Here is a 25,929-nt window from a genome sequence, read left to right on the forward strand (position 1 = left end):
TTACCTTCCGCCTGTGAAGTCTTGATGAAGTCTTAAGACCCTAGAGAGTACGGATGCTCAGCCACGAGAAATACTAGCCGTGAGAAAAACTATTGCACCAAAGCAGTACTAGAACTGGCCGTTATTGCGTTCGTCCCAGCGGTTCTCCAGGCGGTTCATGAAGGAAGACTGATCCTTCTGCTCGCGCTGACGCACACGGGCTGCGCCTTCTGCCTTACCGCCGAGGAAGGAATCCACCGGGGTCTTCTTGCTGGTGGTTGCGAAGTACACGCCACCGGCCGCGAAGAGGAAGCCGAATACGCCCAGCCAAATCATGTTAGATGCGACCGCGCCAATAATGATGCCCAGGCCGATGAAAACGAAGAGAATACCGAGAGCCAAATGGCGAGCACTAAAAACCGGCGCAGTATTGCCGGTTGAAGACATGGAGGAGGCAAAGTGCGGATCCTCATTGCTCATGAGTTCTTCAAGCTGGTCCAGAACCTTCTGTTCACGCTCGGACAGTGCCATCGTTTTCTCCTTTGAGGTGTCTCTGCTCAAGATGACGTCGGTATCAGCCAGGTTAGCTAGTGCATCAGCTGGCGCGGTGAGCGCTTCTTCCCGTCGTATGCTTCCCATGGTACCGCGCCGGGTGGGGTTGGCGCATTCTTTTCAGGCAGAAGCGCCTTAAGGTCTTCTGTGGAGGGTGCCATCCTTTCGGCGGAGCTTTCCCTCAGCATAGTTCCCTTCCTCAGCCTTTTGCCCAGTCTTTTACTTGGCTTTTTGTCCAGCCTTTTCCTCGGCTTTCTGTTCCGGCCCAGCCACCCCGGAGGCGGGTTTGAGGCTTTCGCGGCTGTACTTGCGGTGAATGGCGTCCATGACATGCTCCACCTCGGACCATCTGCCGCTTTTCACGAGGCGCGCGCCAGATCCCAAGTGAATACCAGACCCTGTGCGAGTACCGTTCTGCGGACTATTACCAGCTCCCCCGCCGCCCCATTGTACGGAGACGGTTTGTGCGGAGGCAGTTTTTGCAGAGCCAGTTTGTGCGGAGCGTGAGTTTGCCCCGCTCTCGATGGAGTCGAAGAGAGTTTGTTGCACTCCGTCTTCTGCGCGGGCGAGCTTTTCGGCGCGCACTCCGATGAGTCGCAGGGCGCGGGGCGCCGCCTGCCCCACCAGAATTTCATCGGCTCGCAGGGCTTCCAACGCCAGGGAGGCAATCTGCATGCCGGAGTCTACGGGCACGTTCAGGGCAATAGCGCGGGTGTGCGTTTCGAAGGTGCTGTAGCGGATTTTGAGGCTGAGCCCTCCGGCGAGTTTCCCGGCGGCACGCAAGCGCTTTCCCAGCTTGAGGCTCAGCTCCCGAATAGCAGCACTAACCTCCTGGGCATCGGTCGTATCCGTCTCGAAGGTGTGCTCGCCACCCATGCTTTTCTCTTCGCGTTCGGTAACCACGGGCCGTTCGTCAATACCGCGCGCCATGGCCCAGAGGTGCTCACCCTGGGCAGTGCCGAAGCGTTCTTTGAGCCAGTCCAGGCTCATGGACCTCATCTGGGCGATGGTGTGAATACCGTATCGGGAGAGCTGCTCGGTACTTTTCGCGCCCACTCCCCACAGGTCGGAGACTTTTCTCGGGTCAAGAAATTCTTGAACGCGCTCGGGCGGAATAACCCACAGCCCGTTCGGCTTGCTACCGGTGGATGCCATTTTGGCGAGTAGCTTATTGGGAGCAACCCCCGCCGAGGAGGGCAGGGAGAGCTCCTGTGCGATGCGGTCGCGAGCGCGCTGTGCCAGGGCGACGGGGTCTTGGCCGTGCAGGTAGGCGCCGGTCAGATCCACGAAGGCTTCGTCCACGCTGACCTGTTCCACGTAGGGGCTCAGGTCGTTCAGGATTGCCATGACGGCGCGGGAGTAGTGCCGGTAGTCGCCGCGCAGCGGCAGGACGGTGGCGTTGGGGCTGAGGTTTTGGGCGCGGCTGAGCGGCATGCCGGAGCGTACTCCGTGGGCGCGCGCCTCGTAGGAGGCTGAACAGACGACCGAGCGGGGGCCCAGGGGCGCCACGATAATGGGCTCGCCACGCAGAGCGGGGTTTTCGAGGAGTTCGACGTTGACGAAGAAGGCGTCCATGTCCAGGTGCATAATGACGCGGCCGTTCCTTGCGCCGCTGTTCTTGCCGGTTCGCGTCTGCCCCATGTCGCCTCCTCTCATAGCTTCTACGCCTACCTACCGAAAATATAGCACATTTCTACGAAAAATAGAGGCAACTTACCGTAAACGTGTTCGCAAATGCGTTCTCTTGGGCTTTTCTCCACTAAGCTAGAAGAAGTGCACACCGCACCGCATCAGGACCGTACACAGCGACCATCAGCGAGGATAGTATGACTCCCCCTTCTCCTTCCGGAGCACCCACTCCCCAGGCGACCGAGAGCCTCACCGTAGCGGCACCGAATATCCAGGCGGATTCTGTACACCTCGCTGAGCGCATTGCCGAAGAACAGCGAGCCTACCTGCACGCTTTTGACACCCTCATGGCGGAGTTTTTTGCCCGCCAGCGCGAGCTACTCGAGGGCATTTCTGCCGAAACTCTACCTCTACTTGAGGCTATTGAGTCCCTCTCCACCGGCGGCAAGCGCCTGCGTGCCCTGCTGAGCTACTGGGGTTGGCGTGGTGCGGGCGGCGCACCTGTAACCGAGAACCGCGCATCCTGGTCCATTGTGAAGGCCGGCATGGCGGTAGAGCTGTTCCAGACCTCCGCACTGATTCACGACGATATTATCGACCGCTCCGATACCCGCCGCGGCGCTCCCTCCGTGCACAAGCGTTTCGAGGCGGCGCACGAGCAGAATAGTTGGCGCGGTGATGCTTTCAACTACGGTCTGACCGGCGGCATTCTTGCTGGCGATCTGACCCTGGCGTGGTCTGCCGAGGTTTTTGCGTCCCTGGGTGAGGGAGCAATCTATGGCGCCCCTGCGCGCACTATTTTTGACCGGATGCGCACCGAGGTTCTGGCGGGTCAGTACCTGGACGTCTACTCCGAGGTTCTCGAAACCGAGGACGCTCAGGCGGCTCTGCAGCGTGCCCTGAACGTGATTCGTTTCAAGTCCGCCAAGTACTCGTGCGAGCACCCCTTCACGATTGGTGGTGCGCTGGCTCTGCAGGCTACCGCGCTGGAGAACGGCACCGGTGCCGTGAGCGAGCAGCACCCGGTACTTGTCGGTTACCGCGCGTTCGGCCTGCCGCTGGGCGAGGGCTTCCAGCTGCGTGATGACGAGCTGGGCGTCTTCGGCCAGCCCGAGGTGACCGGTAAGCCCGCCGGCGATGACCTGCGTGAGGGTAAGCGTACCGTGCTGGTGGCGCTCACCTCCGCTGCTCTCGATGAGAAGGACGCGGCGCTTTTGCACAATAGCTTGGGTGATTCCGAGCTGAGCGATGAGCAGGTGGAGCGCATCCGCGAGCTGATGGTTTCTTCGGGTGCTTTCGCCAAGCATGAGCAGCTGATTGAGCAGAAGTCTCAGGCTGTGTTTGAGGCGCTGGAGGCGATGAACCTGGACGAGCTGGCGCATGCGGCGCTGACCGATATTGTGGGCCGCGCGCTGCGTCGTAAGGCGTAGATGCGCTACGTCGCAAGGCGTAGAGATTCAACGCAGTTAGAACGTTAAATAGGTTGAGGCGGCATACCGAAGTATGCCGCCTCAACGTATTGAGCTATCGTGCCGAGCCGATATCACCAAGCCAGATTACCAAGCCAGTGCCTGTGCACGGCGACGGATTTCAGTCTTACGACCGTCAATCAGTGCGTCGATGGGACGACCGGGCAGGGAATCATCATTGGTGTACAGCCACACGATAGCTTCTTCATCGCTAAAGCCGGAATCCTTCAGGACAGCGAGGGTGCCCTTGAGGGATTCGAGTACTCGCGAACCGTTCATGAACAGTGCGGGTACCTTGCGCACGTTGGTTTCCGGGTCGCGCAGAGCGATGAGCGTACCGTCAGAAATCAGGTTGTGAACGCGGGTCACCTTCAGGTCGAGTGCCTGCGCAATTTCGGGGATAGTTACCCAATCGCCGACGAGGGCGAAGGTCTGAGCAATATTTTCGTTAGTCACCTTTTAAGAGTGCCAGAGCTGGCACGTATTTACCACTTTTGACCCGCCGCAGGCTTTGGAGCCTTGCCATATATCTTTCGTTCTTGTGCCCTGCCCGTTGTTCTTGCGTTGGAGTCGGGTCCACCGGCACTTCTTAAGAATTCGCTGAGTGTTCACCTGCTCGGCTCCCTTTGGCATCGCTTCTGTCCAGGTGGGCGGGCTAAAATGAGGGAACGTATGAATACTCCCAGCCCACGCCGGACTTCTCCCGTGAACCCCCAAGCTTCCTCTTCTTCAAAGACTTCTATTCCTCCCGCCACTCGCCCCGCTGCCCCGGATACCGCTATCGGTTCTTCGCAGTGGCTCAGTGGCGCCATTATTGAGGGTCATTACCAGGTGGGTTCGCTCATTGGCCGCGGCGGCATGAGCGAGGTCTATTATGCGCTGGACCTGTGGTCGAATAACCCGGTCGCGCTCAAGGTCCTCTCCCCCACCCTGGCGAAGGATGCGGCGAACCGCCAGAAGTTCCACCGTGAAGAGCGTTCGATGCGCCAGGTGGGCGGCGGCGGGCATACGGTGGGTGTGATTTCTTCGGGTACCGAATATTTTTCGGGCGAGATGGTCATGTACATCGTCTTGGAGTATGTGCACGGTTGCACCCTGAGCCAGCTGTTGCGTGTGCGTAATGCCCTGTCCCTGGGTGAGGCTCTGGATATTCTCATTCCGGTGGTGGAGGCGCTCTCGGAGGTGCACGCGAACCGCTACCTGCACGGCGATATTAAGCCGGGCAATATTCTTCTCGACGCTAACGGTCAGGTGAAGCTCACGGACTTTGGTCTTTCCCGCCGTGACGATCAGGTGGATGCGGGCGCACCCATGGGCACCCCCGCCTACGTTGCGCCGGAGGTCCTGGATCCAAAGGTGAAGGTCGGCGCGCAGGCTGATATTTTTGCGCTCGGTGTGATGATGTACCGCATGCTTTCGGGTCGTCTGCCCTTTGTGGGTCTGGAGAATGACCAGCAGGTGCTCTACCACAACGCCAACATTGAGATGCCCGCGCTGACCGATGTGGCGCCGGGTGCGGACCGCGATATTGCGGGGCTGATTTCGTGGTGTACCCGCAAGCAGCCTCACGCCCGCCCGGAGGATGCGACCGAGCTGTTTACGGCTCTGCTGGAGATTTCTGAGTCGCTGGGTGAGGCTGAGCGCGCCTGGCGTGCCCCCTCGTGCCCGGAGCCGGAGCTTCCTCTTTGGGAGGCCGTCGCCGATATTGCGGAGCGTAGCGGCGCCGCGCAGATGGTGCGTAACACCCCGATTAGTGCTTTTAGCGATGCCCGCGATCTGCTGGTCTACGATGTCTACTCCCCCGACAGCCTCGTGTACGACGCTTCGGCGGCTGGTCAGGGTGTGCACCTTGCCGACGTTGACGCTGAGGACTCGGTGCTGAACCGCCAGGGTATTCCGCCTCTGGTGAGTTCTGCCTCCGATAATGACGATTCTGACACTGATCAGGAGAAGGAAGGCTCAAAGGGCAAATCCGGCAAGCATGGTCTGGGTTCGTTCATGGGCCGCCGTACCGCCGCGGCGAAGGGCCCGCTGACTCAGTCCGTTGGCATTGGCCCGCAGACGGAGCAAGAGTTCATCTCAGCTAACGGCGAGTACGCCCCGATTCAGGCGGAACGTTCGTTGAGCCCCTCGGGTGCGCGTCGCCCGAAGTCTAAGGGGTCGGCGAGCGCCACTGAGGCTTCACCGGCTGAGGAGACCGTTTCTTCCCAGGATTCCGAGCAGTCTTCGCAGAAGGATCCTCGCCTTCCGGCTAAGCAGTTTAGGACTCCGCCCTCTGGTATGGCGGTGGGCGGTTGGGCTCTGGCGTTGATTCTGATGGGTATGGGCGCGAGCTTTACCGGCTGGTGGCTTGCTACTTCGCTGGTGCAGTCGGCGTGGTGGCGTAATATTGAGGCGTTCCTGACCTTCTAGCAGCGCGCCTTCCTGAGCGTCTTTTCCCCGTTTGTACCGCGCGCTACTTAAACGCACGTGCCCGGGTCTTCACTCAGTGTGAGTGAAGACCCGGGCATTGTCGCGTCTGCTACTCTCCGCCACCTATCGCGGCGAAAAGCGTGAGCGTTTTATGCGCGGTTCTTGAGGTACTCGGAGACCAGGAACGCGATTTCCAGGGACTGCGAGTGGTTCAGGCGCGGGTCGCACAGGGACTCGTAGCGGTCAGCCAGTGCTGCCTCGTCGATGGCGTCGGAGCCGCCCAGGCACTCGGTTACGTCGTCGCCGGTCATCTCCACGTGAATACCGCCGGGGAAGGTGCCCAGAGCCTCGTGCACCTCGAAGAAGCCGCGAACCTCGTCGAGCACGTCGTCGAAGCGGCGGGTCTTGTAGCCGGAGGGCACGGAGATGGTGTTGCCGTGCATCGGGTCGGTGACCCAGACGACCTTCGCGCCTTCAGCCTGCACGCCCTCGACGATGGAGGGCAGCTTCTCGCGGATGTTCTTTGCGCCCATGCGGGTGATGAAGGTCAGGCGGCCGGGCTCGCGGTTCGGGTCGAGCTTGTCAATCAGCGCGAGTGCGTCCTCAGTAGTGGTGGTCGGGCCGAGCTTCACGCCGATGGGGTTGCGGACCTTGGAGAGGAAGTCCACGTGGGCGTCATCGATGCCGCGGGTGCGCTCACCAATCCACAGGAAGTGTGCGGAGGTGTCGTAGGGCAGCTGGGTGCGCGAATCGATGCGGGTCAGGGCGCGCTCGTAGTCCAGAACCAGGGCCTCGTGGCCAACGTACATGTCGGTGGTCTTGAGGGCCTCGAAGTTCACGCCGCAGGCCTCCATGAACTTGAGGGCGCGACCGATTTCATTAGCGGTCTTCTCGTAACGCTCGTGGGCGGGGTTGGAGGTGAAGCCCCGGTTCCACTGGTGTACGGCGCGCAGGTCTGCGAAGCCGCCCTTGGTGAAGGCGCGCACCAGGTTCAGGGTGGAGGCGCTGGTGTGGTAGCCGCGCAACATGCGCTTGGGGTCGTGCACGCGTGCTTCGGGGGTGAAGTCGAAGCCGTTGACGGTCTCGCCGCGGAAGGAGGGCAGGGTGATGTCGCCGCGGGTTTCCATGTCTGCGGAGCGCGGCTTGGAGAACTGACCCGCCATGCGACCCATCTTCACCACGGGCATGGAGGCGCCGTAGGTGAGCACTGCAGACATCTGCAGGATGGTCTTGACGCGGCCGGAGATCTTGTCGGCGGTTGCACCCGCGAAGGTTTCTGCACAGTCGCCGCCCTGCAGGAGGAATGCGCGGCCTTCAGCAACCTCACCGAGTGCCTGGCGCATGGCGTCGACCTCACCGGCGAAAACGAGCGGCGGTACCGAGTTCAGCTCGGCGATGGTGCTCTCAAAATCTTCGTGCTCGCTCCAGGTAGGCTGCTGGTCAATGTGCAGCTGACGCCAGGTGTCCAGGCCGTGGTCGGGGGCCTGCGAGGTGCTGAGGTTTTGATTGCTCATCTTCACTCCATTGGGATGGTCTTGTGCGTTTTCTGATTCAGCCGCCGTTTCGGGTGCTCGGCGCGCCGTGTGCGGCGTGCTGGCTTGCGATTCTTCAGGCTGAATAGACCTAATTGTACTCTTGCTTGCTTCAACACCTAACCCTGCAGTCAGGTACATCTCACATGTTTAGATGGCGCCACCCGGTGTCGGCGATACGAGGGGTGAAAAGCGCCCTGACAGAACGGCATACGAAAGGGCGGGATGCGGCACGTACCGCATCCCGCCCTCTGGCGCATGTGTGTATCTGTCGTATGTGTGCACCCGGGGTGCTGTCTCAGGGTGTTGTCTCAACGTTTAGCGTTGCAGGTGTGCGACCGCCTCATCAGCGCTCATGTTTTTATCAGCCATGAGCTTCTTGACGCGGTCGGCGTACACGTCCACGTATTCCTGGCCGCTGAGGGCACGGATCTCGGAGCCAATACGGTCGGCGATTTCACGCTGAACGCGGTGGCTCAGGTCTGAGCCGTCGGTGTATTCCTCGAAGGTGAGGGGCTTGCCGATAATGGTACGCACCTGGATGGGCTTGCCGTCATGGCGCAGACGGATACGGTTCGAGCCGGAGGGCTGAATCAGGTCGGTACCGATCTGTCCGACGGGCACTACGGGCACGCCTGCTTCAACTGCGAGGCGGGCGACACCGACCTTGGGGCGGTAGCCGCGTCCGTCGGGGCTACGGGTGCCTTCGGGATAGATGCCGATGATGCCGCCGTCCTTGAGGACCTGCGCGCCGGCATTGAGGGATTCCTGGCTCTTCTGGCCGCCGGAGCGGTCCATGGGAAGCTGGCCGACGCCGCGGAAGAACGCCGCCATGGCACGGCCCTTCACGCCGGGGGTGGTGAAGTAGTCGCTCTTGGCGAGGAAGTTCACGGTGCGAGGCATAGCGAGAGGAATGAAAATGGAGTCACAGAACGCCAGGTGGTTGCTTGCGACAATGTAGGGACCCTCGGGCAGATTCTCAAGGCCCACCACGTCATGGTGGTACAGTCCCTGCAGCAGGGGGGAGCCAAGAATCTTGAGCGTTGAATAGAGGGCGGCGTTAGGCATGGGGTCTCCTCTCTGAATGTTCCCGGCTCAATTCTAGCGTGTCTGGAGAGGCGCGAGAGAACGCGCGATAATTAAAGAAAAGAGAACGATTTTTCTGCGCACCGGTGTATTGGGTGCGCTGGAGGCGATATACCAGCATCGGCGCTGTGCCCGCGGTAGCCGGTCGGGGTACGCTATAGAGCCTGCACCTGCGTTCATATTCGCGCAGGTTGGCTAAGGAGGACCATGAGCATTTTTGATAACTCGTTGGAGCCGCTCAAGCGGATGCACCGCAAGGCTCGCGAGCGCCGGCTTCTAGCAACCCAAAATGTTAAGGACTCCCTGGCGCGTCGCCTCGAGGGCGACCAGGAAGCGTTCGATCACTCCCCCGTTTCTTTTAGTCCTGACCCGGCGCAGCATTCTGTGGGTATTTTGCTGGTGCACGGTTTTACGGGTTCACCGCATAGCATGCGCCCGTTGGCTCAGCATTTTATGGAGCTCGGGTATGCGGTGGAGATGCCGTTGCTGACCGGTCACGGTACTCATTGGAAAGATTTGCGCGATAGCACCTATGAGCAGTGGCTAGCTTCTGCCGAGCAGGGGTACCGTCGCCTAGCCGATCAGGGTCTGCGTGTGGTGGTCGTTGGTATGTCGATGGGCGGCACGGTGGCGACCCATCTGTCGGCGCGCCTGCCGGTGGCGGGTACGGTACTCATCAACCCCTACATGGTGGATGTGAACCCGATGATGCGTCACGCCGGTAAGGTGTCGAAGGTTCTGCCGGTGCTCAAGGCGATCGGGTCTGATATTGCGGTTCCGGGTGTGAGCGAGGGCGCGTATTCTATCGTTCCAACGGCAGCAGTGCATCAGCTACATCTTTTGGGTGCTGAGACTCGTGCTCTGATCCCGCAGTTGAAGTCGCCGGTTCTGTATTTGCGTTCACTGGGCGATCATACTGTGTCGGATAGCTCCCATAAATATTTTCTCGAACATTGTTCAGTTCCTGTAGAATTTAGGTGGCTGACCCGCAGCTACCATGTGGCAACGCTCGACTACGACGCCGAGTATCTTCTCTCTACTGTTCAAGCTTTTGTCGCATCACTAAACCACTAAATTCTGACAGTTCCGCCCGCTGCACACCGGCGAATGCATCACCCGCCGCGGTGGACAGAACACTCAGAAAGCCATCACGGCACCTCGAGAAATCGAGGACAGCCCGCGGCACCGGACCGCCCGAGCTTACGCCCTGATTTGAAAGGCGCATTATGAAAGTCTTCTCCACTCCCGCTGAGGTTCTTGTCGACCCCTCGCTGAACCTGACAAGCATTGTTGAGCGCCACCGAGCCGATAGCTCCAACCCGGTGCTGTACCGCCGTCAGATGTCGCCGGGTAACTGGCAGCCGGTTCGAGCCCAGCAGTTCCACCAGATGGTGACCGACCTGGCTAAGGGCATGATTGCTGCGGGTATCCGCCCGGGTGACCGTGTGGGCATTATGAGCCGCACCCGCTTCGAGTGGACCGTCATTGACTTCGCCATCTGGTATGCCGGTGCTGTCTCCGTGCCGGTATATGAGACGAACGCTGCCGCCCAGGCTGCATGGGCGCTGTCCCATTCTGAGGCTGTCGCCATCTTCGTCGAGGATGAGAAGCTCCTGAATCGTGTGGCTGAGGCTGAAGAATACGCCGCTTCCACTTCTGAACCGTGCCAGCTCAAGCACCGCTGGGTCATTGAGAACGGCGACCTTGATGCCCTCAGCGCTCGCGCGTCCGAGGTGAGCGATGAGCAGCTGGAGCAGGTACGTTCCGCTGCCGGCTGTGATGACATCGCGACCATTGTGTATACCTCCGGCACGACCGGCCGCCCCAAGGGTTGCGCGCTGACTCACGGCCACTTCCTAAACCTGAGTGTCAACACCAAAATGGTCGAACCCGAGATTGCGAACTCCCGCAACTCCTCCATTCTTTTCTTGCCGCTGGCGCACGTTCTGGCGCGTCTGATTCAGGTGCTGGCACTGGATGCCGGTCTGGTCATCGGTCACTCCCCCAATATTAAGAACCTGGCTGCTGACTTGGATAGCTTCAAGCCGACCATGCTGCTGGTGGTGCCCCGCGTCTTTGAGAAGGTGTACGAGGGCGCCATGGCGAAGGCGGCTAAGGGCGGCAAGTTCAATAAGTCGCTCTTTGAGCGTTCCACCGATATTGCGGTGCGCTGGTCACAGGCGAAGGTTGAGGGCCGTGTCCCGCTGAAGCTGGCGGCGCAGTACGCTCTCTACGACAAGCTGGTCTACTCGAAGCTGCGTGCGGCTCTGGGCGGCGAGCTGCGCTACGCGGTCTCCGGCGGCGGTCCCCTCGGCGAGCGCCTGGCGCACTTCTTCCACGCGGTGGGTGTGCAGGTGGTTGAGGGTTACGGCCTGACCGAGACCTGCGCCCCGATTGCGGCTGGCCGCATCAACCCGTACCAGATTGGCATGATTGGCCCGCTCATCCCCGGTTCCGAAGGCTATATTGCTGAGGACGGCGAGCTTCTGGTTCGTGGCGTGGGCGTGATTAGCAGCTACTACAAGAACCCCGAAGAGGACGCTCAGGCGTTCACTGAGGACGGCTGGTTCCGTACCGGTGACCTGGCTCATTTCGATGAGCGCGGCTACCTGAAGATTGTGGGCCGCAAGAAGGAAATCATTGTCACCGCCGGCGGTAAGAACGTGATTCCGGGTATTGCGGAGACTCATCTTCGTACCTCTCCCCTGGTTTCTCAGGCGATGCTGGTAGGCGATGAGAAGCCGTTCGTTGCGGCTCTGGTGACCCTGGATCCGGATACCCTGCCCGAGCAGTTGGAGCACTTGGGTCTGCCGCGTTCGCTCTCCATCCCGGAGGCTGCTGTTCACCCGGCGGTTCGTGCTGCAGTTCAGAAGCTCGTGGACGAGGCGAACCAGTTGGTTTCCCGCGCTGAGGGTATTCGCGAGTTCCGCATTATGAACCGCGATCTGACCGAGGCGGACGGCTATCTGACTCCTTCGCAGAAGTTGCGCCGCGCGAAGATTCTGCAGGACTTCTCCTCCTACGTGGATGAGATGTACGGCAAGGTTTCCGATAGCACGTCGGATTCTTTGGCTCGCCTGCAGGAGTACGCGGCGGAGCAGTCTGAGAAGTTCGCTGAACTGCGTGAGCAGGCGGCAGAGCGTCTGCACGAGTACGCGGACCACCAGGCGGAGCGTCTTGCCGAGCTGCGTGAGCAGGCGGCTGAGAAGTTTGAGGAGCTGCGTGAACAGACCGCCGAGATGATGCAGAAGCCTCAGGAAGAGGAGGCTGAAGAGGTAAAAAAGGCTGAGAAGTCTTCCGCTAATGCTCCCGCTGAGAAGCCCGCGCAGACTGAGAAGAAGACTGTTGCAGAGCAGAACCCGCAGAAGTCTGACAGCGACAAGGCATAACCGGCTCTGGCCACCAATAACGAGAGGAGGGGGTCGTACCGCTTAGGTACGATCCCCTCCTCTCTGTTTGTTCGCTAGAAACCTCGATTTTCGGACGTTATCTAGCCGTCGTTAGATGGCGGGTTCTTAGTTTGCGGGCTCGTCGAATTCCAGACCGAGCAGCGCGTTCTCAACGATTTCGGTCAGTGCCGGGTGAATCCAGTACTGGCCGCGTGCGAGGGTGCGCGCATCCATGCCGAAGCTCATTGCCTGCAGGAGCGGCTGGATGAGCACGGAGGACTCTTCACCGACCAGGTGTGCACCGAGCAGCTCACCGTTGTCCTTACGGGCAATGAGCTTGCACAGGCCAATCTTGTCTTCCATTGCCCAGCCGTAGGCGGTGTCGCCAAAGTTCTGTGCCTTGACGGTAATCTCAAAGCCTTCACGTTCAGCCGCCTGGCGCGCCTGCTCTTCGGTCATGCCGACCACAGCAATCTGCGGGTTGCTGAAGACGGCAGCCGGTACGTAGCGGTGGTCGCTGGCACGCAGGTCCTCGGGGTGGCTGAGGTTGTGCTGCACAACGCGGGCCTCGTGGTTTGCCACGTGCTTGAGCTGGTAGCGGCTGGACACGTCGCCGAGGGCGTAGACGCCGGATACGGGTGCGCCGTTGTAGAGCACACGCTGGTACTTATCGACGCTGAGCTGGCCGCCGTCCTGCACGTCGAAGTAGTTCTTCGCGTTGAGAGTGTCGGTGTTGGGGCGGCGCCCGGTCGCTACGAGCACAGCGTCTGCCGGGATTTCGAGCAGTTCTTCACCGTTCTCAGTGGTGTGCTTTGCTACAACGGTCACGCTGCCGTCGGCGTTCTCACGGATTTCGGAGAGGGACGCATTCTTGACAATGTTCCACTGCTTGCTTGCGGCTTCTTCGAAACGTGCCACAACCTCTTCGTCCACACCGCGCAGCAGGCGGGAGGAGCGGTTCAGCTGGGTTACTTCGGTGCCGAATGCGGAGAAAACGTGGGAGAATTCTGCCGCAATCACACCGCCGCCAATGACGACCATGCGGGCGGGCAGCTCATCCATGCGCATGACGTTGTCGTTGGTGTAGACCTTGGAGGAGTCGATACCGGGTACGGGAGGCAGCACGGCGCGCGAACCTGCCGCAACGACAATCTGGCGGCTCTGCAGTCGGGTGCCGTCGGTCAGCTCGACGGTGTGGGAGCCGACGAAGCGCGCGTACTGGTCGTAGAAGTCGACGTTGGGCAGACCGGCACGCCATTCGCGGCCGCCTTCAACAATCTGGTCAATGCGAGAGGCAAAGATGCGGTCACGAATCTGTGCCCAGTGCACGGCGTCTACATGTGCGTCGACACCCAGGTGCTTGACCTCGCGGGTCTTCTGCGCGATAGTCGCCGGGTAGACGTACATCTTGGTGGGGATGCAGCCAACGTTCAGGCAGGTGCCGCCGAAGATGCCGCCGTCGATGAGGGCGACCTTCTTGTCGTCCCATTCGGGGCCGATGAGGGTGTTGCCGGATCCGGAGCCGATGACGATGAGGTCGTATTGTGCTACGCCGTCAATGCGTTCTACGTTCTCGATGCTCATGTGGTCCTCTCGTTGTTGGTGTTGAGGCTGGGCTCGTTCCCAGCATGCCCCTCGATAGCGGGGTTATTTCTGTTACTGCCACTATAACGCGTGGAGGCTACCGGCTATTCCCACTATCTGGTGTCAATGTTGACGGATATGCGAAAGGTGCGCCGTCCCAAAGAACCACAGCGCTGAGAACACAGCGGTTCTTTGAGAAGACGCACTCAAGCGTTGAGAACTATTCGAGCCCGCGGATTAGTGACGCGTATATGTCTGCGCTAAGAGGTCAGCGATTAGATGTCTGCCATAAGCCCAGCCAGCAGACGGGTGAAGTCAATGGCGGGATCAACCGATTCTTCGTCGGGCCAAAAATGAATCGGGTACGCCGCACCCTGGGCGCGTTGCAGCACGGGGCTTTCAGCGAGCACCGGCTCTGCGACAAGATCGCCGAAAAGGGAGCGCATTTCGTCGCGTCGGTAGCGGTGTTCGCTGTCGTTGGGGCGCATCTTGTTGATAACTACTCCCGCACCGTCAATGCTGATGCCGCTTTCCTGCTGAAAGCGCACGATGGCGCGCAGGGTTCGTTCGGTGCCCGCCACGGAGAAAAGGGAAGGCTCTGCGACCGAAAGGATGCGCTCGCTCACTGCCCAGCCCATTGAAGACAGGGTTCCGAGGAACGGCGGGCAGTCAATCAGGATGACGTCGTAGGCGTCCGCAGCCGCCTCCACCATGCGCTTGAAGCGGCGGATGAACGGCGCGGCTTCCTGACGGTCCACGAGGGTGGAGCGCGCCGAGCCTCGCGCCACCTTCACGCTACCGGTGGTCACGGGGTTATTGGTCAGCAGGGTGGGTTTGCCGACGAGCGCGTTCCAGGAGGAGCTACCGGCTTCCTCCGCGAAGGCACGCTCATTGGAACTAGCGATCAGGGAGGCGACGTCGGGGATGGTTTCATCCACTGCCAGGCCGGTGCTGGCGTCGCCGTGGGGGTCGAGGTCAATAACGAGTGTGGAGAGTCCGCTGTGTAATGCCGCGGAGGCGAGCCCCAAAGTGATGGACGTTTTGCCAACGCCACCCTTGAGGCTGCTGATACTGACGATGCGGGGCATGCAGGTCCCTTTTATGAGTGAGGTGTAATGCCCCTTTATTTTAGCGAATCTTCGCTTTTCTTCTGGCTCTGACAGGGGTGTATCTTGAGTTTTTTCTCAAGTGAGCATTGAATATTCCCTCGCATTTAAAGCTTCAGCCCGCGCTCGCTACCCGATAGGTAGTGAGCGCGGGCTGATTCACGTTTTGTGTTTTATGCCTGTGCGCGGCGGGCACGGCGGGCGGCAAGTTCGTCGCCTTCGAAGTTTTCGTGCATTTCTTCGCCGGGCTGACCGTTGAGGTTCATTTCGATTTCGCGCCAGACGCGACCGATAGCGATGCCGAAGACGCCCTGACCTGCCTGAACCAGGTCAATGACCTCGCTCGGGGAGGTGCATTCGTAGACGGTGGTGCCGTCACTCATGAGGGTAATGTTCGCGAGGTCGTCAATGCCGCGGGTACGCAGATGCTCGATGGAGGTGCGAATCTGCTGCAGGGACACGCCGGTGTCGAGCAGTCGCTTCACAATCTTGAGCACGAGCACGTCGCGGAAGCTGTAGAGGCGCTGGGTACCGGATCCGGAGGCGCCACGCACGGTGGGTACGACCAGGTCGGTGCGTGCCCAGTAGTCGAGCTGGCGGTAGGTGATGCCGGCTGCCTTGCAGGCGACGGCGCCGCGGTAGCCGAGGTTTTCCTCGACGACAGAGACAGGGTCGGTGAAGAGTACGCCCTGTTCACCGCGCGGAGGCGGTGCTACGGGGAAGAGGGTGTCGAAGCCATCCAGGGGCTGGTCGAAGCCCTGGGGTGCGTGCGTGGTTGCGGCCTCGCCTGCATTTTCGGCTACCTGCTGCTCTAGCACGGTCCCTCCTTTTCGTTAAACCCTTTTAAGTGCTTCACCGCGCCCTATCAAATGCGGTCGATATCGTTCCGGTGTAGACCCGATTCTCGGGGTGAGATTCTAGGGTTGAGGTCTAGAATCTGCGTCTATGATTCGCGCGGCTTCCCTCTGCGAGGTTGGCTACGCGGTTTTCAATACTACACATTGGCTCGACTATTCGGTTCGTAGAACACGATTCGATAGTGCGACCGATGCGCGATAGGCGCGGTTGTTCAATCTATTTTAACTGATAGAGGGCTCTACTTAAAATTGAACCCACCGAAGCGAATGATCTTTTCAGATTCATTCTTGTCTCATTAACGCCGTGTAGGGACGCTCCTCCCCCACTGTTCCCTTCGCTCTTCGGGGTGCCCATCCCACAGGGGAGTTTATACAGGGAGGAGCTTAAAAAGTAAATGCGTACGGGCTGGTAGTCCGTACGCATTTACCGCTGAGTTGAGTGAATAGCCTTGGCAGGCCGGGAGCCCCCTGGTGAGAAAGCTCTTCGTGTTGGACGAAGGGGTAGAAATTCCGAGCGTGCCAGCGTCGGCTTCGTCCAAGTCTAGAGGCCTCTACCCGTTGGTGCGGGTAGGGACTATAGAGGGAAACACCGTGGTCAGCAGTGTATCCCGGAAAGAAAACCCCGTTCGGGGTGCGGTAGAACCGCATGGGTTTGAGAAGGGTAGACAGTCCGGTCGTCTGCGCCTTCAGCCGCCTACTCGTAGGTAGGCATTGCCGATTCGACGAGGGTTGCGTGCAACTGCAGGCACAATTTGCGAATCTTGTCGGCTCGTTCCTGCGCCTGAGCCTGGGAGGCTGCGTCGCGGCGCGATGCCAGCGGAGCCACCGCAATTTCCACGAGGGAGATTTCGCGGTCTGCCGCAGACTTGAATGCGCGCAGGTGACGGGGCTGAATGCCGTGCTGGGTCAGCTCTGCGCTCACGCGGGCGATCAGCACGTCGTAATCAGTGTATTCCACATCCGAGCCGTCTTCGAGCAGTCCAAAGTCAATCAGCTCGCGAATCAGTTCGGGAGTGGTGTTAGCGTATTCTGCCAGCTCACGGAGGGTGTAGGTGCGGCCTTCCTGCTCGTCCGGTCCGAGGACGGTATCCAGGACGTCTTCACTTACGGTGGCGGGCATGGAGTTCAGCACGCGACCGGCTTCCAGATCCTCCAGATGCTGACGGATTACCTTGAGCGGCATGTAGTGATCGCGCTGCATAGTGAGGATGTAGCGCAGGCGCTCAATATCGGTCTGGGAGTACTTGCGGTAACCGGTTTCGGTGCGGCTGGGGTGCACCAGGCCGCGCTCCTCCAGGAAGCGAATCTTGGATGCGCTAATTCCGGGGAACTCCAGGTCGAGCTGACTAAGAACCTGACCGATGGTCCGGCTCTTAACGTCACGCGGGTTACGGTCAGAGTCGCCGTTCTCCACGTCCTCTAGTTGAACCTCAGCGTTAGTGAGGTTTTCATCGATGCGTGAGGTCATCTATGTCTTTCGGGTACTTGTTCAGCCGATGTCGATACGAGCCGAAATTTGAGTGAGTGGCTCGTTCCCCCGGTCGGGGGTCTCGCTCCGTGCCGAACATCTTTGCTTAGTGTTGAGAGTGTGATAGATAAGTTTAGTTGTTTATCACGAAATGATAAACCGCAAACCTTCGAGACAATCTTATAGCCTCACAAGGCATTTTGCTATTTAGTTCGCCCTTTTCAGGGGCTTTTTGAACCCAAAAATAGCCACACAATCAAACATTAATCAGTAGAGACAGTACCAATTTTAGCAAAATTCCAATACTTCGAACGCATATATCTCATATTGGACTGCTTTACGAGGAAAATTTTATCTTCTCGCGATAGTTGAAGTTTTCATCACATTTAACCTGAAAGAGGCTCCCACTAGGGGTTTAGCCATCTTTCAAGCCCCTCAGACAACTTCAGAGACCCTCAAGATGAATCTTAAATACGCCCCACTATTTGCGTTTGTGTGCATTTTGAAAGAAAAACGGCGAGACCAATCGGTCTCGCCGTTTCATCAGTACGTACCTCTTAACACGAGGGACGCCAGAGCTATAGAGTCTATCGAGCTAGACTATCGACTTAGAGCTTAGCCAGCTCAGCCTTGTACGCCTCTGCATCCAGCAGGTTAGCCAGATCATCAGCGTTCTCGGGGCGAATCTCAATGATCCAACCCTCGCCGTAGGGATCGGAGTTGACCAGTGCGGGGTCATCCTCCAGTCCCTCGTTCACTGCGACAATCTCGCCAGCGATGGGAGCAAAGAGATCGGAGACAGACTTGGTGGACTCAATCTCACCGAAGCTATCCTCAGCAGCTACAGAATCGCCGACAGAGGGAAGGTCGACGTAGACGACGTCACCCAGTGCATCCTGAGCGTGGTCGGTAATACCAACACGTACGGTGCCCTCGGCGGTGAGAGCGGAAACCCACTCGTGCTCAGAAGTGTACGAGAGTTCTGCGGGAACGTTGCTCATAGCAGCGGTGTCCTTTCAGTGTGTTCTTGCGTAGCGCGGACCGTCCCGCGCACGGTGTCGTTCCGTATGTGGGATGACGGAACGTCCTACACCAATTATCACATAAGAAGTAACGCGGGGCACGTCCAAACACCCCCGTACCACTTCTAAGACACTATATTTTCCTTATCCTATCTAGCCGCTCAACAATCACCCCTTCCCAAGGCCCTAGAAGCACCCCTATTACTCACCTCCAGCAGACAGCCATCAGACACACCAAAAGGCTCAGGGCCCCACACCATGAAGGTGCAGGGCCCTGAGCCTAGGCTAGAGAGCTAAACTCTCACAGCGCCTTAGCGGGAAGAAATGACGCGCTCGGAGAAGCGGTTCGGGTTACCGAAACGGTGTGCGGTAATCGAAACAGCCTGCTCGCGGAGGAAGGGCAGCATCTCGATACGGCCAGCCTCGGTGACCGGTGCGAAGTACACTGCAACATCCGGGCGACCACCCAGTGCCGAGTAGATGGACTTCACGTCGTTACCGATGTAGCGGATACGGGTGCCTTCCAGCGGAGTACCAGCCAGTGCGCGAACCGGGGTCTTAGCGTTCGAAGCCAGGTACTCGCGGAACTGAGCGTCCGACTTGACTTCGTACTTGATGCCCTTGTTCTCGAGGACGCCACGGACGTCGACCGGCAGGTCCTTACCGACGGACAGAGCAACCGGTGCGTTAGCTGCCAGACCGGCGAGCACAACGCGCAGGGTCTCTGCTGCAGATGCGGACTCGTCTGCACGAACCAGAACCTGGGTGGGTACGTAGCGCAGGATGTTGCGCTCCACGCCCAGCTTCGAGGGATCGTGGCCGAAGCCGAACTCGGTGTCCCAAGCGTGTGCGTCAGAGGAGACACCGCGCTTGATGAATGCGAAGTCCTCGCGCTTGCCCAGTTCGGAGTTCTCGATGGTAGCCAGGGTCTCGCGGACGGTCACGGAGTGGGTGACAGCGGTTGCGGTTGCCTGTACGGGCTCCCAATCGGACAGAGCGATCAGGTAGCTGGGGCCACCAGCCTTGGTACCGGAACCCACGGTGGACTTCTTCCAACCACCGAAGGGCTGACGCTGAACGATTGCACCGGTAATTGCACGGTTGACGTACAGGTTACCTGCCTGGACCTTGGAGAGCCACAGCTCGAGCTCGTCAGCATCCAGCGAGTGCAGACCTGCGGTCAGGCCGTAATCGGGTGCGTTCTGCAGCTCGATTGCTTCTTCCAAGGTGTCAGCGGTCATGATGCCCAGGATGGGGCCGAAGTACTCAGTCATGTGGTACTCGGAACCGGGCTTGACGCCTTCACGAACACCGGGGCTCCACAGGCGGCCAGTCTCGTCCAGTTCCTTCGGCTGAATGAGCCAGCGCTCGCCCGGGCCGAGGGTGGTCAGACCGCGCAGCAGCTTCTCTTCCGGCTTCTGAACAACGGGACCCATCTGGGACTCGATGTCCTGCGGGTGTGCTACGTGCAGGGAGCTGACGGAGTCAATCAGCTGGCGGCGGAAACGCTCGGACTGTGCCACGGAGCCAACCAGGATAACGGTCGAACCAGCGGAGCACTTCTGACCTGCGTGGCCGAATGCCGAGTAAACAACGTCCTTGACGGCAAGGTCGATGTCAGCGTTCGGGGTGACGATGATCGAGTTCTTACCCGAGGTCTCACCGAACAGGTGCAGGTCATCACGCCAGGAGCGGAAGAGCTCAGCGGTCTCGTAACCACCGGTCAGAATCAGGCGGTCAACCTCGGGGTGCGAGATGAGCACCTTACCTGCAGCGCGGTCAACAACCTTGATGAGCTTCAGAACTTCCTTGGGAACGCCTGCTTCCCACATAATCTCTGCGATCAGCGCACCGGTACGTGCGGTAATGGTTGCGGGCTTGAAGATGACAGCAGAACCTGCAGCCAGACCAGCCAGAACACCACCGGCGGGGATAGCGGTCGGGAAGTTCCACGGGGGAACAACCAGGGTCAGGTCCACGGACTTGTGCTTTGCGCCGTCGATCTTCTCGAGGTCCTCAGCCAGCATTGCGTAGTAGTATGCGAAGTCGATTGCCTCAGAGACCTCGGTGTCGCCCTGCTCCAGGGTCTTGCCAGCCTCAGCTGCCATAACCTCCAGCAGGTCACCGCGGTGCAGGGCAATAGCCTTACCGACCTTGCGCAGAATCTCTGCACGCTCGTGGCCGGAGAGCTTGCCCCATGCCTTACCAGCCTCTTCGGTTTCCTTGATCAGCTTCTCAGCCTCAGCCTCGCTGGTCAGCTCGTTAGCCTTGAGGGTGTCGATGCCCAGCTTGCTGGTCTTGGAGCGCTCGAGGATTGCGCGGCCCCACTCACGGTTACCTGCCAGTGCGGGGTCGGTGTCGGGGGTGTTCTCGAAGCGGCCTGCCGGTACGAAGACGTTGTCCTCGTTCTCGGTCAGACGGTTCTGGGAGCGCTTGGATGCGGGAACCTCGTCGGTGACGGAGTTCAGTGCACGCATGAAGCGGTCCTCTTCGCGCTTGAAGATGGACTCGTCGGTTGCCAGGTCGAAGATACCGGACATGAAGTTCTCGGAGGAAGCGTTCTCCTCGAGGCGACGGATCAGGTATGCGATTGCAACGTCGAATTCCTTGGGGTTCACGACGGGCACGTACAGGAGCAGGTGGCCAACGCGGCGGCGGATAATCTCAGCCTGCTGCTCAGCCATACCGATCAGCATCTCGAACTCGACGCGATCCTTAACACCGCGGTCCTCGGACAGCAGCAGAGCGAAAGCAACGTCGAAGAGGTTGTGGCCTGCAATACCGAGGCGGATGTTCTTCACGTGCTCGGGGCGCAGTGCGTAGTCCAGAACGCGCTTGTAGTTGGTGTCAGCAGCCTGCTTGGTGTCCCAGGTGGTCAGCGGCCAGCCGTGCATAACAGCTTCCACGATTTCCATGGAGAGGTTTGCACCCTTAACCAGACGGACCTTGACGCCTGCGCCGCCAGCAGCAACGCGCTTTGCAGCCCACTCCTGCAGGTGCTGCATTGCAGCCAGGGTGTCGGGCAGGTATGCCTGGAGCACGATGCCTGCTTCCAGGTCCTTCAGCTGGGGCTGGTCCAGGATCTTGGTGAATACCTCAATGGTGAGGTCCAGGTCCTTGTACTCCTCCATGTCCAGGTTGATGAACTTCTTGGGGGAGGAAGAAGCAGCCAGCTCGTACAGCGGGGTCAGGCGGCGAACAGCAGTCTCAACAACCTCGTCGAATGCCCAGTGCTGGTGGGGGCCGGAAACTGCGGACACCTTGATGGAGACGTAGTCAACGTCGTCACGTGCCAGCAGGCGCTTGGTCTCAGCCAGGCGGTGCTCTGCTTCCTTGTCACCCAGAACTGCTTCACCGAGCAGGTTAACGTTCAGGCGGTTACCGGTCTTGGTCAGCTCTGCGATAGCGTCGCCCAGCTTCTCCTCAGAAGCGTCAACAATCAGGTGACCGACCATCTCGCGCAGCACGCGACGTGCAACGGGAACGGTGGGCCATGCAACCTTGCCAGCCAGCTTGCCGCCGAAGCCAACAGCGGACTTCATGTACCAGGGCAGGAAGGAAGGTGCCAGACCGGAAATGCGGGAGAGGTTGCGACCGGAGACGTTGTCGTCTTCGGGGCGAATAACGCCATCAACAAAGCCGACGGTGAAGGGAAGACCATTGGGGTCCTTCAGAACACCGGCGAGCTGCTCAGCTGCGAAGGTGGGCTTGATCGACTGGGACTCGTTTACCCACTGACGAACAAGCTGACGAGCTTCCAGAGCCATCTTCTGGTAGTGCTCAGATGCGAAAGGATGGGTCATCCTTGACTCCTAACTATCTTACTGTGTGCGGTACACACCACGTTTGGCGATGTCTCTATTTCACCACAAAAGGGTAATAAATACCTCATTAGAAAAACTGAATGTTTTTTCCAAAATTCATTTAGATTTTCTTAATGATTGTGCGGTGAGGTTTTCACCCCGCGCCCCTTACGAACCTCCTGCTCGAAGAGACGAGGTGAAGTTTGTAGCGACATCGCTATCCATCCCTCTCAGGCTAGCACTTTCAGAGCGCAAATATCGAACCCATTTCGCAACAAACGAACACCTCAAAACCATTCCCAGAAGCATCTTCACCCCCGAGGATCATCCCATCAACGCGAAAATACTCGCTACACAAGCCAACATGCCACCACCCCACTTCAAGCGTCTCAAAAAGAGCCGGCCGGAAGCCCGCACGGTACCATAGACAAGAGTCCACGATGAGAGACGCACCACGGAAGAGCTCGGGAGCGTAGCCCACCCGAACAACCGAGTGCACCAGGGAGGAAAAACGTGTCAATCTACGACATCCGACGTATGCAAATGCTCCTCGAAATCCAAGAACGCGGCACCGTCATCGCCGCCGCCGAAGCACTCAGCCTCACCCCCTCCGCCGTCTCCCAGCAGATTGCCACCCTCGAAAAAGAAACCGGCACCCCGCTTCTGCAGCGCATCGGTAGGCGCGTACAGCTCACCAGCGCCGGACTCATCGTCGTCGACAGCGCCCGTAGCATCCTGCGCGAACTCGACCGCATGCAAACCTCCGTCGCCAACCTCACCGGCGAACCGGCAGGCGTGGTCCGCCTCGCCATCTTCCAGTCCGCGGCCTTCGCACTACTCCCCGCAACTCTCACCTACCTTGCTGAACACGCCCCCTCGCTCACCCTGCAGGTACTGCAAATCGACCCCGAAACCGGCACCTCCCTGACCCGAAGCCGCGAGTACGACATGGTGCTCTCCGAAGCCTACCCGCACCACCACATCCCCGAATACCCCGAACTGCACTCCGAGCTACTCACCGAAGACCCGCTCAGCCTCATCGTGCCCAGCACCTCGACCATCACCTCAATCGAGGAGGCGCACGCACTGCCCTGGGTCCTCGAAATGGAGCAGAACACCTCCCGCAGCTGGGCACTCAATCAGTGCCGCACCGCAGGATTCGAGCCGGTCATCCGCTACAGCGCCAACGACATGATCACGAACTCCAACCTCGTCAAGGCAGGATTCGCCGTCACCATCGTGCCCGGCTTCATCCTTTCCTCCCTCTCCACCACCGAGGGACTACGCATCGTAGAGCTCCCCGGCAAGCCCTCCCGCAAAATCTTTACCGCTGTACGCCGAGAGTCCGCCGCTAACCCCGCCATCGCCATGGTGCGCCAAGCGCTACACCACGCAGTGCAGGTGGCATTCGGCGAACACGACAAGACCGAAACCGCATAAGAAAAATCGGCTGCCGCTCATCTCGATAAACCAACCGACGCAAAGGTCGGGGCCGTTCCCACGAACGACCCCGACCTTTCAATATACCTTTTTGAACAGGCGCCTATATATAGAGGTATAAAAGCACACAACGGAGCTACTCCCCCGCCGTGCCATCCCTCACAGGAGCCAGCCCAACTGCTAGTTCAGCGAAGCAACCACAGCCGGGCTCTGTACCTCGTAGAACGAAGAGGACAAACCAGCCGCCGCCATATCCAGCACAGCGCTCACATGAACCTGCTTCAATGCAGAACCGGCAACACCCGAAGCCACCTGATAATTCAGCTGAACATCCAAGCGGTGACCGCGAGGAATAGCAGTGCGCAACTCCAGAACATTCTCGCTACCGGCACCAGCTTGACCGGTCTGCTCGCTACGGCGCACCGCATCAAGATTCAGAGCATCCACAGGAGCCACCAAAGCCGAAGCACCCAGGCTACCCGAAGGCAGCACCGCCTGCCCCGAGGTGACACGAAGAGTCACCGCGGGATTCAACAACAAACCAGTCTTCGGATCCTGCGCGCGAGCACGCACCATCAGGCGAGTACCCACCGGCAGCGTCGAATTACCTTCATTAATAATGCTCAGGCGAGTCGGCAGATTCCGGAAAGCAACAGTACGCGCAGGCTGGCTCTGCATAGACACAGCCTGCACACCGTTAGCAACCTTCAACTCCAGGCGGATGCATGACTCGTTATAGCGCATCGGAACCTGCACCAGCGCAGAACTCGCCGCGCCACCGTGCTGTCCACCACGCTGTCCGCCAGGACGCTGGGTCACAGGGGTCACGCGAGCGCGCTTACCGCCCGAACGAGTTGCCGCCTCCGCAGCGCTCACGCCGCCAGCTACCAGGGCAGCCGAAGCGCCCGCAACCTTCAACGCGGTACGGCGAGAAGCGTTCATCAGATTATTCTTAGTCATTTTCTACTCCTCTAAGCCTTCGCGATACGGTACACGCCGCTAATCGTGCCCTGCCACCAGGTGCCGTAGCGGTCAATCGTGCCCACCATCTGCAGGGTGTCGCCACCGCCAAGTAGCAGGCTCACATGCTGAGGCAGGCGCTGCTCGTGCATCGTCTTACCGGTTTCCATGTCCAGCGCGACAGCCCACGCGTAAGCACCATTCGCCAAACCAGCCGGACCGCGGCGACGCTCACAGGTATAAATCAGGTCGTCAGCGGTGGAATAGCGAGGAACAGCCGAAGAGTACACGTCCTTACGGTCCCAGATCTTACGCAGACCGCGGTCGGTAATATCCCAGCGCTCCATGCCGGGCGCAAAGAGAGCCGTCGCCGGGACCGAGGGGCCCGCCCCCTCCGGATACTTGGGGTATGGATAGCCGTAGGTGTTCGCGCCCACCATCGTGTTCCCCACGCCGATCATGGAGTTCTCGGTGCCCGAGGCACCCGCGGTGAACAGCCCCGCACTCCCCACCTTCGAACCGTCCTCGGTGCGGTACACGATGACCGACTCCTGAACGTCCGCGTTATCGGTCAGCATCACGTAGTCCGAGCCGTTCGGGCCGAAGAAAGTCGGGGAGGCACCCGAGCCCCAGGCCAGCTTGCCCGGTTTGCGGGCCGTGCCGCGGTCGTAGGCGTGCCACCAGCGCAGGGTCGGCTCGCCCGCGGCGCTCGCCTGCAGCATGTAGATCGCGTGAGAAGTCACCACGCTCACCCCCAGCGGGCAGGCCGAAATCGAGTTGTCGATGCGCTCGCCGGCCACCGACGCCCGGTTCAAACGTATGGAACGAATCGTGCCGCGCTCCGCATCAATGACCGCGACGTAGCCGTTCTTCGTGGCGACCCAGATGCGCCCGCCCCAATCGGGCACCAGGCCGACCACCGCATCCTTGGGGCTCTGGGCCAGCATGCGGCTCAGGTCGATGCGCTCCTCCACGCGAATACTGCGGCCGTCGCTCGAGTGTCCCAGCTTCAGCAGGCACTGCGAACCGTCCACCAGAACCATGCGGTCCTTCGCGTCAAGGTAGGCGTACACGCCTCCCAGCAGGGCTCCCTTGGGGATGTCCAGGTGCGAAAGCTCGCGGCCCGTGTGCGGGTCAAGAATCGAAAGCTTCGGGGTGATGAATTCTCCGTGGGCAAAGACCTGGGTGCACAGCACCTGGATGAAGCCGTCGCGCCCGGCAAGGATCGTCGGGCAGGCGCCGCCAAGCTTGGTTCCGGTGATGCGCCACTGCCCCGCGCCGGGACCGGGCAGAGGGGTCGCGTCGGAGGACTGAGCCTCACCGTGCATGGTGGTGACGCCGGGAGCGCCCAGGTGCGGGTTCCGCTGGGCGTTATAGGTGATGTTCATGTGGCTGGTTCTTTCAACGGTGAGTGACTCGCCAATTCGTGCGGTGTGCACGTAAGCGGTAGACATCGGTGTTCTGTATCGGTGTTCTGCAGGCGAATGTTGCATCCGCAAGCAAAAATTTGCACCGAGTGCAGTGCAAACGACTCACATTGTACGTCTAAGAACCGCCCCACGACGACACTCAGTGTCGCCTTGAAGCATCATTCAAGCCGAGCTCGAATAATTCGCGGCGGTCGAGGAGTACCCCCCCCCC

The 25,929-nt window shown here is 59.8% G+C and carries 18 protein-coding genes; 5 read left to right on the plus strand and 13 right to left on the minus strand.

Translation table 11 applies throughout. The annotated features are described in order from the left end of the window. Positions 1 to 108: 108 nt before the first annotated feature. Together HMPREF2527_RS04675 and dinB are read right to left on the minus strand one after the other, a co-directional pair. On the minus strand, positions 109 to 510 hold the full coding sequence (locus HMPREF2527_RS04675) for a DUF3040 domain-containing protein (RefSeq protein WP_070506753.1): 402 nt from the start codon (positions 508 to 510) through the stop codon (positions 109 to 111). Positions 511 to 750: 240 nt separating this feature from the next. Next, entirely contained in the window at positions 751 to 2,172 is a 1,422-nt protein-coding gene (gene dinB, locus HMPREF2527_RS04680) for a DNA polymerase IV (protein WP_070506756.1), read from the minus strand. A gap of 185 nt (positions 2,173 to 2,357) precedes the next feature. Here dinB and HMPREF2527_RS04685 point away from each other — a divergent pair, with 185 nt between their 5' ends. Continuing rightward, the gene (locus HMPREF2527_RS04685; RefSeq protein WP_070506758.1) at positions 2,358 to 3,590 is read left to right on the plus strand and encodes a polyprenyl synthetase family protein; all 1,233 of its coding nucleotides are present in this window, start codon (positions 2,358 to 2,360) and stop codon (positions 3,588 to 3,590) included. Positions 3,591 to 3,716: 126 nt separating this feature from the next. Here HMPREF2527_RS04685 and HMPREF2527_RS04690 read toward each other — a convergent pair whose 3' ends face one another. Continuing rightward, positions 3,717 to 4,085 (minus strand): Rv2175c family DNA-binding protein, encoded by a 369-nt coding sequence (locus HMPREF2527_RS04690; protein WP_070506761.1) that lies wholly within the window; start codon positions 4,083 to 4,085, stop codon positions 3,717 to 3,719. Between the two features lie 249 nt (positions 4,086 to 4,334). Between HMPREF2527_RS04690 and HMPREF2527_RS04695 the strand changes: the two genes are divergently transcribed. Continuing rightward, a complete protein-coding gene (locus HMPREF2527_RS04695) occupies positions 4,335 to 6,041 on the plus strand; it encodes a serine/threonine protein kinase (protein ID WP_246824777.1) in 1,707 nt (568 codons plus the stop codon). Positions 6,042 to 6,190: 149 nt separating this feature from the next. On the opposite strand, the gene HMPREF2527_RS04700 is transcribed toward HMPREF2527_RS04695, so the two are convergent. Both HMPREF2527_RS04700 and HMPREF2527_RS04705 read right to left on the minus strand, forming a co-directional pair. After that, positions 6,191 to 7,555, minus strand: a complete 1,365-nt coding sequence (locus tag HMPREF2527_RS04700) for a class II 3-deoxy-7-phosphoheptulonate synthase (protein ID WP_070506765.1) — start codon at positions 7,553 to 7,555, stop codon at positions 6,191 to 6,193. A 336-nt stretch (positions 7,556 to 7,891) separates the two neighbouring features. Further along, positions 7,892 to 8,641: a lysophospholipid acyltransferase family protein gene (locus tag HMPREF2527_RS04705; protein WP_070506767.1), complete on the minus strand. Its 750-nt coding sequence runs from the start codon at positions 8,639 to 8,641 to the stop codon at positions 7,892 to 7,894. A gap of 225 nt (positions 8,642 to 8,866) precedes the next feature. Here HMPREF2527_RS04705 and HMPREF2527_RS04710 point away from each other — a divergent pair, with 225 nt between their 5' ends. Next, the gene (locus HMPREF2527_RS04710) at positions 8,867 to 9,733 is read left to right on the plus strand and encodes an alpha/beta hydrolase (protein WP_049359865.1); all 867 of its coding nucleotides are present in this window, start codon (positions 8,867 to 8,869) and stop codon (positions 9,731 to 9,733) included. Between the two features lie 152 nt (positions 9,734 to 9,885). Continuing rightward, positions 9,886 to 12,048: an AMP-dependent synthetase/ligase gene (locus HMPREF2527_RS04715; RefSeq protein ID WP_049356198.1), complete on the plus strand. Its 2,163-nt coding sequence runs from the start codon at positions 9,886 to 9,888 to the stop codon at positions 12,046 to 12,048. Positions 12,049 to 12,174: 126 nt separating this feature from the next. Here the strand turns inward: HMPREF2527_RS04715 and HMPREF2527_RS04720 are convergent, their stop codons facing one another. From HMPREF2527_RS04720 to HMPREF2527_RS04745, 6 genes are all read right to left on the minus strand, one after another. Further along, positions 12,175 to 13,632 carry a mycothione reductase gene (locus HMPREF2527_RS04720; RefSeq protein WP_070506770.1) on the minus strand — a complete coding sequence of 486 codons (1,458 nt, stop codon included), beginning with the start codon at positions 13,630 to 13,632 and terminating at the stop codon, positions 12,175 to 12,177. 275 nt (positions 13,633 to 13,907) lie between these two features. Then, the gene (locus HMPREF2527_RS04725; protein ID WP_049345252.1) at positions 13,908 to 14,720 is read right to left on the minus strand and encodes a ParA family protein; all 813 of its coding nucleotides are present in this window, start codon (positions 14,718 to 14,720) and stop codon (positions 13,908 to 13,910) included. Between the two features lie 191 nt (positions 14,721 to 14,911). Next, positions 14,912 to 15,556, minus strand: coding sequence for a MerR family transcriptional regulator (locus tag HMPREF2527_RS04730; protein WP_005507725.1), 645 nt, complete (start codon positions 15,554 to 15,556; stop codon positions 14,912 to 14,914). Between the two features lie 733 nt (positions 15,557 to 16,289). Next, on the minus strand, positions 16,290 to 17,063 hold the full coding sequence (locus HMPREF2527_RS04735) for a transcriptional regulator FtsR (RefSeq protein WP_070506772.1): 774 nt from the start codon (positions 17,061 to 17,063) through the stop codon (positions 16,290 to 16,292). A gap of 608 nt (positions 17,064 to 17,671) precedes the next feature. Further along, complete coding sequence (gene gcvH / locus HMPREF2527_RS04740) at positions 17,672 to 18,064, minus strand: glycine cleavage system protein GcvH (protein WP_005507722.1); 393 nt, start codon at positions 18,062 to 18,064, stop codon at positions 17,672 to 17,674. A gap of 332 nt (positions 18,065 to 18,396) precedes the next feature. Further along, positions 18,397 to 21,888: a bifunctional proline dehydrogenase/L-glutamate gamma-semialdehyde dehydrogenase gene (locus HMPREF2527_RS04745; RefSeq protein ID WP_070506776.1), complete on the minus strand. Its 3,492-nt coding sequence runs from the start codon at positions 21,886 to 21,888 to the stop codon at positions 18,397 to 18,399. Positions 21,889 to 22,401: 513 nt separating this feature from the next. Here HMPREF2527_RS04745 and HMPREF2527_RS04750 point away from each other — a divergent pair. Next, positions 22,402 to 23,328 (plus strand): LysR family transcriptional regulator, encoded by a 927-nt coding sequence (locus tag HMPREF2527_RS04750; protein WP_070506779.1) that lies wholly within the window; start codon positions 22,402 to 22,404, stop codon positions 23,326 to 23,328. A 180-nt stretch (positions 23,329 to 23,508) separates the two neighbouring features. On the opposite strand, the gene HMPREF2527_RS04755 is transcribed toward HMPREF2527_RS04750, so the two are convergent. After that, on the minus strand, positions 23,509 to 24,288 hold the full coding sequence (locus HMPREF2527_RS04755; protein WP_049359850.1) for a hypothetical protein: 780 nt from the start codon (positions 24,286 to 24,288) through the stop codon (positions 23,509 to 23,511). Positions 24,289 to 24,299: 11 nt separating this feature from the next. Further along, positions 24,300 to 25,676, minus strand: a complete 1,377-nt coding sequence (locus HMPREF2527_RS04760; RefSeq protein ID WP_070506781.1) for a 6-pyruvoyl tetrahydrobiopterin synthase — start codon at positions 25,674 to 25,676, stop codon at positions 24,300 to 24,302. Positions 25,677 to 25,929 lie beyond the last annotated feature (253 nt).

The sequence above is a fragment of the Rothia sp. HMSC071B01 genome, from assembly GCF_001808945.1.
Taxonomy (GTDB): Bacteria; Actinomycetota; Actinomycetes; order Actinomycetales; family Micrococcaceae; genus Rothia.